At 56.2% G+C, this 14527-nt stretch carries 12 protein-coding genes and 1 riboswitch; of the genes, 7 read left to right on the forward strand and 5 right to left on the reverse strand.

Going from position 1 to position 14527, the window contains the following annotated elements:
* Positions 1-377 precede the first annotated feature (377 nt).
* From KQI26_RS04385 to KQI26_RS04400, 4 genes are all read left to right on the forward strand, one after another.
* Positions 378-1742: a zinc ribbon domain-containing protein gene (locus KQI26_RS04385; RefSeq protein WP_216503368.1), complete on the forward strand. Its 1365-nt coding sequence runs from the start codon at positions 378-380 to the stop codon at positions 1740-1742.
* A gap of 28 nt (positions 1743-1770) precedes the next feature.
* Positions 1771-2613 (forward strand): hypothetical protein, encoded by an 843-nt coding sequence (locus KQI26_RS04390; RefSeq protein WP_216503369.1) that lies wholly within the window; start codon positions 1771-1773, stop codon positions 2611-2613.
* Positions 2614-2806: 193 nt separating this feature from the next.
* Positions 2807-4213, forward strand: a complete 1407-nt coding sequence (locus KQI26_RS04395; protein ID WP_118747182.1) for an amidohydrolase family protein — start codon at positions 2807-2809, stop codon at positions 4211-4213.
* 6 nt (positions 4214-4219) lie between these two features.
* On the forward strand, positions 4220-4792 hold the full coding sequence (locus tag KQI26_RS04400) for a hypothetical protein (RefSeq protein ID WP_216503370.1): 573 nt from the start codon (positions 4220-4222) through the stop codon (positions 4790-4792).
* 320 nt (positions 4793-5112) lie between these two features.
* Here the strand turns inward: KQI26_RS04400 and uvrA are convergent, their stop codons facing one another.
* From uvrA to KQI26_RS04420, 4 genes are all read right to left on the reverse strand, one after another.
* Positions 5113-7944, reverse strand: a complete 2832-nt coding sequence (gene uvrA / locus KQI26_RS04405; protein WP_216503371.1) for an excinuclease ABC subunit UvrA — start codon at positions 7942-7944, stop codon at positions 5113-5115.
* Positions 7945-8007: 63 nt separating this feature from the next.
* On the reverse strand, positions 8008-9978 hold the full coding sequence (gene uvrB / locus KQI26_RS04410) for an excinuclease ABC subunit UvrB (RefSeq protein ID WP_216503372.1): 1971 nt from the start codon (positions 9976-9978) through the stop codon (positions 8008-8010).
* 115 nt (positions 9979-10093) lie between these two features.
* Positions 10094-10786, reverse strand: a complete 693-nt coding sequence (locus KQI26_RS04415) for a RadC family protein (RefSeq protein ID WP_216503373.1) — start codon at positions 10784-10786, stop codon at positions 10094-10096.
* A 135-nt stretch (positions 10787-10921) separates the two neighbouring features.
* Positions 10922-11521, reverse strand: coding sequence for a folate family ECF transporter S component (locus KQI26_RS04420; protein ID WP_216503374.1), 600 nt, complete (start codon positions 11519-11521; stop codon positions 10922-10924).
* Between the two features lie 64 nt (positions 11522-11585).
* Positions 11586-11687: riboswitch (THF riboswitch) on the reverse strand.
* 106 nt (positions 11688-11793) lie between these two features.
* On the opposite strand from KQI26_RS04420, the gene KQI26_RS04425 reads away from it, so the two are divergent.
* From KQI26_RS04425 to KQI26_RS04435, 3 genes are all read left to right on the forward strand, one after another.
* Complete coding sequence (locus KQI26_RS04425; RefSeq protein ID WP_216503375.1) at positions 11794-11976, forward strand: hypothetical protein; 183 nt, start codon at positions 11794-11796, stop codon at positions 11974-11976.
* Positions 11977-12077: 101 nt separating this feature from the next.
* Positions 12078-13004, forward strand: a complete 927-nt coding sequence (locus KQI26_RS04430) for a magnesium transporter CorA family protein (protein WP_118747175.1) — start codon at positions 12078-12080, stop codon at positions 13002-13004.
* Between the two features lie 407 nt (positions 13005-13411).
* The gene (locus KQI26_RS04435) at positions 13412-14089 is read left to right on the forward strand and encodes a replication initiator protein A (protein ID WP_216503376.1); all 678 of its coding nucleotides are present in this window, start codon (positions 13412-13414) and stop codon (positions 14087-14089) included.
* Between the two features lie 68 nt (positions 14090-14157).
* Here the strand turns inward: KQI26_RS04435 and KQI26_RS04440 are convergent.
* The coding region (locus KQI26_RS04440) for an IS3 family transposase (RefSeq protein ID WP_253292659.1) at positions 14158-14527 on the reverse strand (370 nt) is incomplete at its 5' end.

The following is a 14527-nucleotide window of genomic DNA, read 5'->3' on the forward strand; positions in this document are numbered from 1 at the left end:
AGATCCCGGACAGACCGTTTACGGTTTGCCCGGGATCTTTTTGCCTTATCAAATGGGAAGGAAAGGAAGCTTCTTTATGGAGGTTTTACTGGAAAGGATATGGAAATCACAGTGGAGCTGTGCTATACTGAAACCATCGAATTATTCATAATAAGTTTCCGAAAAATTTATATTCTGGCACAGCGGCGAGAAAATCTGCAACAAGGCGGAGGTTTGCTCGCAGGACGAAGTTTTCGGAAAACACCACTGCACCGTCCTTGTTTTGGGAATGGAGAGAGGCGGATGGGAGGAGATAGGCAAAGGCCATAGGCCGGTGGGGCGGAAATGACCGGATGAAAAGACCTTTTCAGAGAAAACAGTGAAAGAGAGGAAAAAATATGTTTTGTCCTAACTGCGGAAAGCAGCTTCCCGATGACTCCACATTCTGCGAGCATTGCGGTGTAAAGATCGAGCCGGAGCAGCCCGGTGCGGCTCCCAGCGCTCCTGTACAGAATCCGGTGCAGCCTTCGGCGCAGGCCCCGGTTCCCAGCGGACCGGTTCAGCCCAGCCCGTTGACCGAGTTTGTCAAGAAAAACAAGAAGATCCTGGGCATCGGCGCCGGTGTGCTGGTGCTCCTCATTGCGGTGGTGGTCTTTATCGCCACCCGCCCTCAGAAGGTGAAGCTGGGGGATTATGTCAGCGTGGAGTTTTCCGGCTACGACACCATGGGCAATGCCACCTATACTTTTGATACCGAGGCTTTCTGCAAGGAATATGCCGGAAAGATCGAGTACAAGACCCCGGCCCTGGGGGAGAACATGGACGATCAGTCCATCTGCCAGATGCTCCTGCAGGAATGTGTCAGCGGCAGCCTGAACAAAGACCGGGAGCTGACCAACGGGGATGAAGTCGTCTACGAATGGAAGTGTGACGACAAGGCCGCCTTGGAAAAATACGATGTGAAGCTGTCCTATGAGGACATCAAGTTCACCGTGGAAGGCCTGGAAGAAATCCGGGAAGTGGACCCCTTTGAGAATGTGAAGCTGGAATACACCGGCACCGCTCCCAATGGCCGGGTGAATGTGGTGTGCGAGTCCACCGAAGACTGGGCCCAGGCTCTGGAGTATTTTGCGGATCCCTCCCGGGATCTGGACAATGGGGATACCGTGACGGTGTCCATCGCCCAGGACGATGTGGGTGAAGAATGGGAAAAGATATTCCTGCAAAATTACGGTGTCAAGTTCACAGCCACCGAGAAGGAATACACGGTGGATGGTCTGGGTTCCTATCTCACCAAGCTGGAGCAGGTGGACAGCGCCACTTTGGAAGAGATGAAGTCCCGGGGCGCGGATGCCATCAAGGCCGAAGCCGCCCAGGACTGGGATGAGGCTATTTCCCTGGACAGCGCCGCCTATGTGGGTAACTATCTGCTGGTGGCCAAGGATCAGGAAACCAATTCCCGGAAGAATATGCTCTATCTGGTCTATCAGGTGCAGAGCACGGCCAGTTTCCCCGAGGAGGGCTATCAGGGCAGCGTCACCTTCTGTTACACCGTACGCTTTGACAACCTGATCGCCACGCCTGACGGCAAGGTTCAGGTGGAGCTGGGGGATTATGTGACCCAGAACGACCGTTTCCGCACCGAGTTCAACGGCCACAGCTATTACTTCCCCGGCTATGAAAATCTGGATGCGGCCTATCGTCAGTGTGTAACGGTGAATGTGGATCGGTATACATCCGAAACCAGCACCGCAGAGCAATAAGAGAGAAACGAGAAAGTGAGGGATTTCTATGGCATTTTGTAGGTATTGTGGACGGAAACTGGAGGATGGTGAGGTCTGCACCTGTCAGCAGGCCCAGCAGAACCAGGCACAGGCACCTCAGCAGGCGGCACCTCAGCAGAATGTACAGTATCAGGCACCTCAGCAGGCTGCGCCTCAGCCGGGAGCCGCTCCCGCGGTTTCGGCCCAGGGCAAGCAGGTGATGGACGCTTTGCTGAAGGATCTGGTGGGTCTGGTGAAGGCGCCGGCCACCACGGCTCCTGGCTATGTGCGCCGGGGGGATGTGACAGTGTCGGTGATCTTCCTGCTGCTCCAGGGGATCTGTTCGGCTATCTTTGCCTTGTTCTGCATTGGAAAGATCAACAGCCTGATCGCTCTGGGTGGAAGCATGACCCAGAACATCAAGTTCTCCGGTGTGGGCGCCTTCTTCCTCACACTGCTGTATACGGTGATCTTTGAAGCGGTTCTGGCCGGGCTTTATTTCGGCGTGGGCAAACTGCTGGGCGGACAGCTTCGGTTCCAGGAAGCGCTGTCCATCGTGTCCATGCGTTCGGTGATTCTGGTTCCTGTAATTCTGGTCAGCTGCCTGGTGTTCCTGCTGAACATCTCCGCCGGCATCGTGTTCTATTATTTCGCCGGAGCTCTGGCGGGCGTCATTTTCCTGGTGGCCGGGAGCAACGGCATCGCAAACCTCACCCCCGACCGGAAGGTCTATCTGAATCTGATCGTCACCGTGGTCTTCACTTTGATCTTCCTCTTTCTGGGAACAAAGCTGCTGCCCAGCTATGTCCCCTCTTCTCTGCGGGAATTCTTCTCCACAGACAATCTGATGAATATGCTCAGCAATATGTAATTGCGGGAACAAAAATCGCCGGAGTGCTTTGCATTCCGGCGATTTTTTCTCTCCGGCCGGGGTAGGCGGCGGCAGGCGGATATGATATACTGGTCCCAGAGCGGACGGCGCAACCGTTGCAGGAAGCCGGTTTCCCGCCTTTTGCAGAGCAAGAAAATCTGTGATCATGGAAAAGGGAAAGGAGCCGTAAATTATGTGGGATCTGCTTTTGACAAACGGTGTCATCATCACAGTGGATGGAGAGCACCATCTCTATGACAAGGGGTATATCGGGGTGGAGGGGGACACCATCGCCGCCATCGGCCCCATGGAGGAGCTGGGGGAACGCACGGCCGCCCGGGTCATCGACTGCAAGGGCCATGCCATTCTTCCCGGATTGGTGGACGGTCACGGCCACGGCGGCCATTGCCTGATCCGCACCCTGGGAGAGCATCTGGATGATGGCTGGGAGGAGATGGCCGAGACCATCTACTATCGGTGCACCGATCCGGAGTTCTGGCGGGCCGAGGGTGCGCTGGCTGCGGCAGAGCGGCTGAAGTTCGGCACCACCACCGCTGTGTCCATGGTGGGCAGCACGCCCAGAGTAGACAGCATTCTGCCGGTGCAGGCCAACCTGGAAGGATCGGTGGCCACCGGCATCCGGCAGCTGTCCGGCATCGGCAGCCCCTACGGCGCATTCCCCAAGGTGGCCCGCACCTATCGGGAGGACGGCAGCTTTGAGGATACCGTGGTCACGCCGGAAATGGCTTATAAAACCACCGAAGAAGCGGTGCGCACGCTCAACGGCCGTCACAAGCGGATGATGTGCATTGTGGCCCCTGGGCGCATGGGCCGCCGCCCCGATGAAAGCGACGAAGCAAACATCCGCCACAACCGGGAGATGCACCGCATTGCGGAAACCTACGATGTGCCGCTGCATACCCACGCCTATGGCGGCGATGTGCAGTTTATGATGGATCACACCCCGGAGGTGCTCACTCCCCGACTCAGTCTGACCCACAGCACCGGATACAGCCAGCAGGAGCTGGAGATCCTGGCCCGCACCGGCCCCTATGTGTTCCATGGCCCCACCACCCATGCCAATGCAGTGGGTCATTGCCCGGTGCAGGAGATGCTGGAAATGGGCATTCATCTGGCGGTGGTCACCGACGGCACCGCTGGCGACCGGAGTTTTGATCTGTGGCGGGATATGAAGAATGTGCAGCTGTTCCAGCGCTTCCGGAAACGGGACGGAACCCTTCTGCCCTGCGGCAAGGTACTGGAGCTGGTGACTATTGAGCCGGCCCGGGCACTGGGTCTGGATCATCTCATCGGTTCCCTGGAAGTGGGCAAGCGGGCCGATATCATCGCCGTCAATGTGATGCAGCCCCATCTGGCTCCCTTCGTCATGCCGGTGCAGCGGCTGGTTTACCACGCCATGGGTCAGGATGTGGATCTGGTGATTGTGGACGGCCAGATCGCCATGGAAGGGAGAACCCTCACCCAGATTTCCGAAGAAAAGGTGCTGGAGGATGCCGCCCGGGCCTTTGAAAAGATGATCAGCCGTCTGAACCGGCCGGAAGTCATGCAGAACGACAAGCTCTATGAGCTGCGTCAGTGATGGAATATGAGCTGGGACAGAGAGCGTCAGGCAGAATTTGATCCCTTTTGGGAAAATGTGACCGTCACAGGCCATTTTTACCGCCGTGAACGGAAGCAGATGGTGCTGTGCAGCCTGGGATTGACGGCCCTTTTAGGCTATTTGGTGTTCGTGGCAAAGCAGAGACCACTGCTTTTTCTGGTGCCGCCGCTGGTGCTGTTGCTGGCGGTGGGAAGGATGCTGCTGGGCGGCACCCGGGCCTTTTCCCGGGAGATGGCCTCTCTGGACCCGTTCCGCCGGGAGCGTCTGCTCCGTGCTTTTCAGCAGCCCCATCCCCAATGCCGGCTGTGGAGTGGAGAAGGGCATCTGCTGGAAAACTGCCTTCTTTGCCGGGTCGGCGGCCGGCTGCGGCTGATCCCTCTGGAAAAGGTCACCCGCACCCGACGGGTGGAGGTGAGTCGTTCGGCCGGACTGGTCAAGGCACTGATCCTGTGGAGTGATGCAGGCAGCTGCCGTTTTGAGTTTAGCGGAAAGCACCGGGCTGAGCTGGAAGAAGTGGAAGAGTGGATCTCCCGGGCCGGTGGAAAAGTGGGAGAATAGCAAAAGAGAAAGCCCTTGGCAGTTTGCCAAGGGCTGAGCGTGTCGAAAAAGTGGCTTAGGCCACTTTTTCGAGTTTTTGCAAGGGGCTGGCGGCGAGCCGGTCCCGTGTCGGGACAGCCATACTGCGCTGCCGCGGTGGCGAGCCGCCACTCCCATATTGCGCCGCCCTGCGCCAGGCAACAGAACCAAAACCCAGCAAAAAGCCACGCACAGGTCGCGGCTTTTTGCGGATTGATAGGGGTAGGGCGGACGACCCTTTTCGTTATATAGGTTTTTCGACAGTCTGAGCCCTTGGCAGTTTGCCAAGGGCTTTTGTTTCTTTATTTGCCTTTTTCCAGGTAGGGTTTCAGGTATTGACCGGTATAGGAAGAGGGGTTCTGGGCCACCTCTTCCGGGGTACCCTGGGCCACCAGAGTACCGCCGCCGCTGCCGCCTTCGGGCCCCAGATCGATGATATGATCGGCGATTTTGATCACATCCAGGTTGTGCTCGATGACGATGACGGTGTTGCCCGCCTGCACCAGTGCATCCAGCACCTGGGTCAGTTTGTGCACATCGGCGATGTGCAGTCCGGTGGTGGGCTCGTCCAGGATATACACCGTTTTGCCGGTGTGCCGTTTGCTCAGCTCGGTGGCCAGCTTGACCCGCTGGGCTTCACCGCCCGACAGAGTGGTGGAGGGCTGGCCCAGCTTAATATACCCCAGGCCCACATCGTACAGGGTCTGGATCTTCTTTTGCACCTTGGGGATGCTTTCAAAGAAGGGAAGGGCTTCTTCCACCGTCATATCCAGCACTTCGTTGATGTTCTTTCCCTTGTAGTGCACTTCCAGAGTTTCCCGGTTGTACCGCTTACCGCCGCACACATCACAGGGCACATAGATGTCAGGGAGAAAGTGCATTTCGATCTTCACCAGGCCTCCGCCGCCGCAGGCTTCGCACCGGCCGCTCCGCACATTGAAGGAGAACCGGCCAGGACCATAGCCTCGGGCTTTGGCGTCCTGGGTTTTGGCGAAGATTTCCCGGATGTCCCCGAACAGCCCGGTGTAAGTGGCTGGGTTGGAGCGGGGCGTGCGGCCAATGGGAGATTGATCAATGTTGATCACCTTGTCCAGGTACTGGAGGCCGTCGATTTTGTCAAAAGCCCCGGGACGGGTGCGGGCTCCGTTGAGTTCGGCGGCCAGATGCTTATAGAGCACCTCGTTGATCAAGGAGCTTTTTCCCGAGCCGGAGACGCCGGTGACCACCGTCAGCGCACCCAAGGGAATGTCCACATTCAGCTTTTGCAGGTTGTTTTCCCGGGCGCCCCGGATCTTGAGGAAATGGCTGTTGCCTTTCCGGCGCTCCTGAGGCACCGGAATGCTTTTTTTGCCGCTGAGGTATTGACCGGTGAGGGATTCCGGGCAGTCCATAATGGCCTGGCAGTCTCCGGCGCAGAGGATCTCGCCGCCGTGGACGCCGGCTCCCGGTCCCACATCGATGATATAATCGGCTTCCCGCATGGTTTCTTCGTCATGCTCTACCACAATCAGGGTGTTGCCCAGATCCCGCAGCCGTTTCAGGGTGCTCAGCAATTTGTCGTTGTCCCGTTGGTGCAGGCCAATGGAGGGCTCGTCCAGGATGTAGAGCACGCCCATCAGGGAGGAGCCGATCTGGGTGGCCAGGCGGATACGCTGGGCTTCGCCGCCGGACAAAGTGCCGCTGGCCCGGGACAGAGTCAGGTATTCCAGGCCCACGCTGCGGAGAAAGCCCAGCCGCTCTTTGATCTCTTTCAGAATCCGCTGGGCGATCATGGCTTCCCGGTCGGTGAGGGTCAATCCTTCCAGAAATTCCAGGGCCTTTGTCACGGAAAAGTCGGTGAAATCGGTGATGTTGATACCGCCCACCGTCACCGCCAGAGCTTCGGGCTTGAGTCGTTTGCCATGGCAGGCCTGGCAGGGGATAGGGCTCATGCACTCTTCGATCTCTTCCCGCACACTGTCGCTGGCGCTTTCCCGATACCGCCGCTCCAGATTCCGCAGCACCCCTTCAAAGGCCTGGGTATAGTGGCCGCTGCCGCCGGAGCGCTTCCAGTGCAGCTCCAGTTTTTCGCCCTTGGTGCCGTAGAGAATGGCGTCCAGAGCCTTTTTGGACAGATCTTTCACCGGGGTATCCAGGGAAAAATCGTATTTTTGGGACAGGGCATTGAAATACATCCGGGCAATGCTGCCGTCGTCCAGGGAGTTCCAGCCGGAGGCCTTGATGGCCCCTTCGTTGATGGACAGATTCTGGTTGGGAATGATCCGCTGGGGGTCCAGCTCCAGCTTCATCCCCAGGCCGGTGCATTCCGGGCAGGCCCCGTAAGGGTTGTTGAAGGAGAACAGCCGGGGGGTCAGCTCCTCGATGGAGATGCCGCAGTCCTCACAGGCGTAGTTCTGGGAAAACAGGGTTTCGTTGCCGCCGGGAACCTGGGCGATCACCAGGCCGCCGGACAGGCTGGCGGCGGTTTCCACCGAGTCGGTGAGCCGGCGCTGTACCCCTTCTTTCAGAACGATCCGGTCCACCACGATCTCGATGTTGTGCTTTTTGTTCTTTTCCAGCTTGATCTCTTCCGAAAGGTCATAGAGATTGCCGTCCACCCGCACCCGTACAAAGCCGCTGCGCTGGGCGTCCTCGAAGATCTTCTGGTGTTCGCCTTTCCGGGCCCGTACCACCGGGGCCAGGATCTGCAGCCGGGTGCCTTCACCCATGTTCATCAGTTGGTCGATGATCTGGTCGATGGTCTGCTGACGGATTTCTTTGCCGCATTTGGGGCAGTGGGGTGTACCGATGCGGGCCCACAGCAGGCGGAGATAGTCGTAGATCTCGGTGACGGTGCCCACCGTGGACCGGGGATTTTTGGAGGTGGTCTTCTGGTCGATGGAAATGGCCGGAGACAACCCTTCAATGGAGTCCACATCGGGCTTTTCCATCTGCCCCAGAAACATCCGGGCGTAGGAGGAAAGGGATTCCACATACCGGCGCTGGCCTTCGGCGTAAATGGTGTCAAAGGCCAGAGAGCTTTTGCCCGAGCCGGAAATGCCGGTGACCACGGTGAGGGTATCCCGGGGAATGGTCACATCCACATTTTTCAGATTGTGCGCCCGAGCCCCTTTGACGATGATTTTGTCGATCATATTTTTCCAAACCAATCCCCCGGAGGATGATACCCCGGGGGCCTTTCTTCTGGGATGGGGAGGCTATTTTTCCTCCCGGAGCTTTTTCAGCTGGTCCCGGAGCACGGCGGCGTATTCGAATTCCAGCATCTTGGCCGCTTCCTGCATATCCTTTTCCAGCTTCTGTATGGTCAGTTCCTTTTGTTTCTTGGTCATTTTTTTCAGGCTGTCCGCCGGCATGGCCAGGGTACTGGCGTCCCGGGAGATCTCGATCACATCCCGCACGCTTTTGAACACCGTTTTAGGGGTGATGCCGTGGCGCTTGTTGTAATCGTCCTGAATGGACCGGCGGCGCTGGGTTTCCCGGATGGCCCGGTCCATGGAGGGGGTGATGGTATCGGCGTACATGATCACCTGGCCGTGGGCATTTCGGGCCGCCCGGCCGATGGTCTGGATGAGGGAGGTCTCGCTGCGCAGGAAGCCTTCCTTGTCGGCGTCCAGAATGGCCACCAGGGACACTTCCGGCAGGTCCAGACCTTCCCGCAGAAGGTTGATGCCGATGAGCACCTGAAATTCGCCCAAACGGAGATCGCGCAAAAGCTGCATCCGTTCGATGGTGTCGATGTCGTGGTGCATATACCGGCAGGCGATGCCCTCCTGGCGGAGATAGTCGGTAAGGTCCTCGGCCATCCGCTTGGTAAGGGTGGTGACCAGCACCCGTTCCTTCTGTTTTTCCCGCTGGCGGATCTCGTCGATCAGATCGTCGATCTGGCCTTCTACCGGCCGGACGATGACCTCCGGGTCCAGAAGTCCCGTGGGGCGGATGACCTGCTCCACCGTCTGGGAAGAGCGGGTGCGCTCGTATTCTCCCGGGGTGGCGCTGACATAGATCACCTGGTTGATTCGCTCCTGGAATTCCGGGAAGTTGAGCGGCCGGTTGTCAAAGGCCGAGGGCAGGCGGAAGCCGTAGTCCACCAGCATTTCCTTCCGGGCCCGGTCGCCATGGTACATGGCCCGCACTTGGGGCAGGGTCACATGGGATTCGTCGATGATCATTAAAAAGTCTTTGGGGAAATAGTCCAGCAAGGTGTGAGGAGCTGAGCCGGGAGCCCGGCCGGAAAGCACCCGGGAATAGTTCTCGATGCCGCTGCAAAAGCCGATTTCCCGCAGCATTTCCATATCATAGGCGGTGCGCTGCTTGATCCGCTGGGCTTCGATGAGTTTGCCCTCTTTTTCAAAGAAGGCCACCCGCTCTTTGGCCTCTTCCTCGATCTCCCGGATGGCCACTTCCAGCTTGTCCCTGGGGGTGACATAGTGGGAGGCGGGGTAAATGGCCACATGGTCCACCACCCGGCGCACCTGACCGGTGACGATGTTGATCTCGGAGATCCGGTCGATCTCGTCGCCGAAAAACTCCACCCGGATGGCGTAGTCGTCAGTGTAGGCCAGATGGATCTCCAGGGTATCTCCCCGCACCCGGAAGCGGTTGCGGTCAAAGCTGATGTCGTTGCGCTCGTACTGGATCTCCACCAGCTTGCGGCAGATCTCGTCCCGGTCCCGTACCTGGCCGGTGCGCAGGGAGATCACCATGTTGGCATAGTCGATAGGGTCGCCCAGGGAGTAGATGCAGGAGACGCTGGCCACGATGATCACATCCCGCCGCTCAAACAGGGCCGAGGTGGCCGAGTGGCGCAGCCGGTCCAGTTCACTGTTCACATCGGAGTCTTTTTCAATATAGGTATCGGTGGAGGGAATATAGGCCTCCGGCTGGTAGTAATCGTAGTAGGAGACGAAAAACTCCACGGCGTTGTGGGGGAAAAACTCCCGGAACTCCGAGCAAAGCTGGGCGGCCAGGGTTTTGTTGTGGGCCAGAACCAGGGTGGGCCGCTGCACTTTTTGGATGATGTTGGCCATGGTGAAAGTTTTGCCTGAGCCGGTGACGCCCAAAAGGGTCTGTTCCGGCAGACCCAGTTCCACACCTTGGGCCAGTTTTTCGATGGCCTCCGGCTGATCTCCCGAAGGCTTGTAATCGCTGACGATCTGAAATTCCGGCATAGTGCCCCTCCTTTGCTTTGGGCAGTAAAAGGCGCCGCGCCAAATAAGGCGGCGCTTCTGGCAACATTATAGCAGAACATTTGTTCCGACACAACCATTTGCCGGATACTGGATGTTATGGATAATAGGAAGTGTTCATGGAAAAGTAGCCGGAATCGGCCATGGACACATAGTCATTGTCGGCCACGATGATGTGATCCACCAGGCGCACCGTGACGCCGGCCAGGGCATTGAACAACCGGTCGGTGGTGTGCAGGTCCTCTTCCGAGGGCAGAGCCACTCCATTGGGATGGTTGTGGGCCAGTATCACATGGGCGGCATTGAAGCGCAAAGCGATTTCCACCACCGAGCGGGAGCTGACGGCGGCGCTGTTTAAGTTGCCGGTGGCCAGCAGGATGCAGCTGAGCAAACGGTGTTTGCTGTCGGTGCATATGAGAAATACGGTTTCTACCGTCCGGCCGATGAACCGGGGAATCAGATAGGCGGCGCATTTTTCCGGGCTGTTCAGGATCACATGGGTCTCCTGCTCGGAATAGTACATCCGGCACAGGCCGGGAATGAGCCGCAGCAAAGTGGCGGCATTGGGGCCGATGCCGGGGATCTTCTGCAAAGACTCCCGGGGCGCATGGCAGATGCCATGGAGCGAGCCGTATACATGAAGCAGCTCGTGGGCAATGGGATTGGTATCCACCCGGGGCAGAGCGCAGCTGAGAAGCATTTCCAGCATTTCATGGTCGTGAAACCCATCGGCGCCCATTTGGTCATAGCGTTGGCGCATCCGTTCTCTGTGGCCGTCGTGTATACCCATAGTGTCCGCTCCCCTTTGTTTTTTCATACATATATATCTATTGTAACGGGGCGGCCTGTTTTTGGCAAGGCCTTGGAACGCAGAAAAAAAGACGGGCGGCAGCCCGTCTTTTTTATTTAGGATGGGAGTATGAAATCAGCGGCGGGCGCCGGTCTTGGCCGAAGGCATCAGCCCGGAACGCTGGAGGATCGGCTCCAGAGCCTTGAACAGCACCAGCAGGACGATCACTTCAATGGGGATCATCACGGTGTTTTTCACCAGGCTTTTGGCGGCATAGAACCAGAAGGCCTTGCCCAGCAGAATGGCGTTCCACAGAGAGCCGAGCCCCACATTGATGAGATAGGCAATGCAGATACGGGCGCCGGCCAGCCGGGGCAGGTTGGGCTTTTGCCGGTAGAGGAACAGTCCATAGAAGAAAACGCCCAGCATGGTGTTCAGGGTATAGCCAGGGAAAAAGCTGAAACCTGAGGGGAAGAGGAAAAACTCCGTCAGGTCGATGACCGCTCCGGCCACCAGGCCCACCACAGGTCCGCACACTGCGCCCAGGATGGCGCGGGGGATAAAGGAAAAATACACCCGCAGGCTTTCGCTCACCGGGATGAAAAGGCCGCCCATGGCAATGGAGATGGCCGAGAGCAAAGCGGCGATCACCAGAGTGCGCAGGTGTTTGAATTCTTTCACCGATGCGATCCAGAAAGCGGGGCTCAGGGGGGACAGATAGGTTTTTTCAGGCATAAAAAAATACCTCCTCAGTTTGTGATTGCCACATAGAGGAGGTCTGGCCGCCGCTCCGGTATGTGACAGCGGGATGCGGCGAATCTACGGCAAGCCAAAACGGCTTTTCGTCCCAAGGGCAACTCCCCGTCCCTTCAGCACTTGACCCATATCCGCCTACTCTGTCAGGTTGATTGACAAACACAGTATACACGATTGGGAGCCGAATGAAAAGGGGGAATTGTTCGTCATTTGGTACGAAAAACCAAGGAGAATTTTGGAGGATAAAATAAGTGAAAAGGAAGATAACAGGAGAAAACGGGCGATTTAAAGAGAAAAACAAAGCAGTCGGGAGAAGCGATGCTCTAGAAGCTAAAATTTGTGTAAAAAGGATTGCAAACAAGGAGAATCAGGTCTATAATGGTTTTGCCCCTGGAGGGAACCGGTTTTCCGGAATCCGTGAAAAGAAGGAGTGAGCGGCGTGAGCCCTGAGCCTGAAAGTTGCAGACACCGAATGACCACACACGGCCCCGCCGCGTTTTCAGCGCGCCTGGGCTTTTAAAGGAGCGTTGAAAATATGATCACCTATTTCAAAAGCGAAAACAACCAGATCTGCTCCATCCCTGCGTTGGAGCCGGGATGCTGGGTGAATATGATCCATCCCGATGAGGAAGAAATCGCCTCGGTCTCCCAGGCCCTGGAGCTGGACCCCGCTTTCCTGCGGGCCGCACTGGACGAAGAGGAAACCTCCCGTATCGAAGTGGAGGACGATGTGACATTGCTCATCGTGGACATTCCCTACAGTGAGGAGCAAAAAGACGGCGGTATGCTGTTTTCCACTTTGCCTTTGGCCATTTTGGTTACAAAGCAGAATGTGGTTACCGTTTCTTTGGAAGAGACCTCGGTGGTGCGGGATTTTGCCGGCGGCCTTGTGAAAAATGTGAACACCGCCATGAAAACCCGCTTCACCCTGAACCTGATGCTGCGGGCTGCGGGAAAATATCTGTTCCATCTGCGCCAGATCGAAAAGATCTCCAGCAAGATCGAAGGCGAGCTGTATAAGTCCCTGAAAAACAAGGAACTGATCCAGCTGCTTACATTGGAAAAGTCTCTGGTTTATTTTACCACATCTCTGAAGTCCACAGAAACCACATTGGAAAAGCTGCTGCGCGGCCGGATCCTCAAACTGTATGAAGAGGACCAGGATCTTCTGGAGGATGTTATCATCGAATTCAAACAGGCCATCGAAATGGCCGATATCTATTCTAACATCCTCAGCGGCACTATGGACGCTTTTGCTTCGGTGATTTCCAACAATCTGAATATCATCATGAAAGTGCTCACCGTCATCACCATTTTGATGACCATTCCCAATATCGTTTTCAGCTTCTATGGCATGAATGTGCAGGATATGCCTTTGCCCCACACCTGGTTCCCGGTGACCCTCTCCATTGCCATCACCGGTCTTACCTGGCTGGTGCTCAAGAAGAAAAATCTCTATTGATGGGAATTGATGGGAATTTACTTTGGCCCCAAACCGAAAAACTCCGATTCGCACCGCCCAAATATTTCATCTGTTATTAGCGGTTATAAGAGGCCGTCAAAATCGGCGCAAAGCATTGAAATCAATGGGTTTATTGAGAAATAAAAACCACCCGAAATTATCTTCTTTTATACGCTGTTACCCTTGACCGCGTGAGCTGATAAGGGCAAAATCAAGGGAAAACCCCGTGCGGGAAACACAATTATTTGACAAACGGCTGACAGTGATGTGTTAAGTCAAACTGAATAAGAATCCACCGGCAGGTCCGGTTACGGTAAGGGAGCATTGCGCGTCAATGCTCCCTTTTACTATACCACAGACCGCCGTTGAGAGATAGATAAAACTGTGGCAGAACGGAGGTGTCAGATATGCCGCAGGCGATCGTTGCATACCATCTCGGCATGGACGCCGAGCAATACGCCTTTTTCCGCATCCCCAAGCTCCTGATCACCGAGCCGTACTTTCGACGGCTCTCCACTGACGCGAAGCTGCTGTACGGCCTCATGCTGGACCGCATGAGCCTGTCCATGAGAAACGGCTGGATGGACGATGATGGCCATGTGTATATCTACTTTACGCTGGAGAAAGCGTGCGAACAGCTCTGCTGCAAGACGGATAAGGCGGTCAAGCTGTTCGCGGAGCTGGACAGCGCCAAAGGCGTGGGCCTCATAAGGCGGGTCAAGCAGGGGCTGGGCAGACCGGTGAAAATCTATGTTCTCCGCTTCATGGGTATAGAGGACGAACCAGGCGAGGATACACCGGAACCGGAGCCTCCGAGCTGCCGAAATCCAGACTTCGGAAAAACCGAGTGTAATAAGACTGATAAGAATAATACTGAGTTGAATAATACTGATTCATCTATCCATCCGGGCGCGCAGCCGGAGGAGATGATCGAGGAATACCGAAAAGAGATTCGGGAAAACATCGAGTACGACCGCCTGCAAAAATACTTCCCCGCCAGCTACACCCCAAAGCAGATGGAAGATGTCATCATCAAACTGCTGGAGGGCTGGCACCGCAAGCGGCAGCAGGAGCAGAGCCGATGAAAAGAAAGCTGCCATTCAGAAATGAAGTGACCCCAAAAAGTTAGACAATATTTTGAAGTAAAAATTGTTCAAGCAGCCGAAAGGGCTTGCTGTCTGTGAATTGCAGGCGGCAAGCCCTTTAGCTTTGCCTTGATCCTGCGGTTGTTGTAGTAGTCCAGATACTCAATGAGCTCCTGTTTGAAGTGCTCCATGGACTGAAATTCCTGCAGATACAATAGCTCACTTTTGAGCAGCCCAAAGAAGTTTTCTATCACAGCATTGTCCAGACAGTTTCCTTTGCGGCTCATGCTCTGGCGAACACCTTTCTCCCGGAGCATCTGTTGATACTGTTTATGTTGGTACTGCCAGCCCTGATCAGAATGGAGAATGAGGTTTGTTCCGTCCGGAATTTTTGCAAATGCCTCGTTCAGCATGGTCGTCACCATGCTGAGCACAGGA

The organism is Intestinimonas sp. MSJ-38, assembly GCF_018917925.1.
In the GTDB taxonomy this organism is placed as follows: domain Bacteria; phylum Bacillota; class Clostridia; order Oscillospirales; family Butyricicoccaceae; genus Pseudobutyricicoccus.

What these genes read in the sequence shown, in the direction of transcription:
- KQI26_RS04400 (WP_216503370.1), top strand. Translation starts at nt 4,220, where the DNA reads ATGAGCTGGGACAGAGAGCGTCAGGCAGAATTTGATCCCTTTTGGGAA.
- KQI26_RS04430 (WP_118747175.1), top strand. Translation starts at nt 12,078, where the DNA reads ATGATCACCTATTTCAAAAGCGAAAACAACCAGATCTGCTCCATCCCT.
- KQI26_RS04420 (WP_216503374.1), bottom strand. Translation starts at nt 11,521, where the DNA reads ATGCCTGAAAAAACCTATCTGTCCCCCCTGAGCCCCGCTTTCTGGATC.
- KQI26_RS04385 (WP_216503368.1), top strand. Translation starts at nt 378, where the DNA reads ATGTTTTGTCCTAACTGCGGAAAGCAGCTTCCCGATGACTCCACATTC.
- KQI26_RS04415 (WP_216503373.1), bottom strand. Translation starts at nt 10,786, where the DNA reads ATGGGTATACACGACGGCCACAGAGAACGGATGCGCCAACGCTATGAC.
- uvrA (WP_216503371.1), bottom strand. Translation starts at nt 7,944, where the DNA reads ATGATCGACAAAATCATCGTCAAAGGGGCTCGGGCGCACAATCTGAAA.
- KQI26_RS04435 (WP_216503376.1), top strand. Translation starts at nt 13,412, where the DNA reads ATGCCGCAGGCGATCGTTGCATACCATCTCGGCATGGACGCCGAGCAA.
- KQI26_RS04390 (WP_216503369.1), top strand. Translation starts at nt 1,771, where the DNA reads ATGGCATTTTGTAGGTATTGTGGACGGAAACTGGAGGATGGTGAGGTC.
- uvrB (WP_216503372.1), bottom strand. Translation starts at nt 9,978, where the DNA reads ATGCCGGAATTTCAGATCGTCAGCGATTACAAGCCTTCGGGAGATCAG.
- KQI26_RS04395 (WP_118747182.1), top strand. Translation starts at nt 2,807, where the DNA reads ATGTGGGATCTGCTTTTGACAAACGGTGTCATCATCACAGTGGATGGA.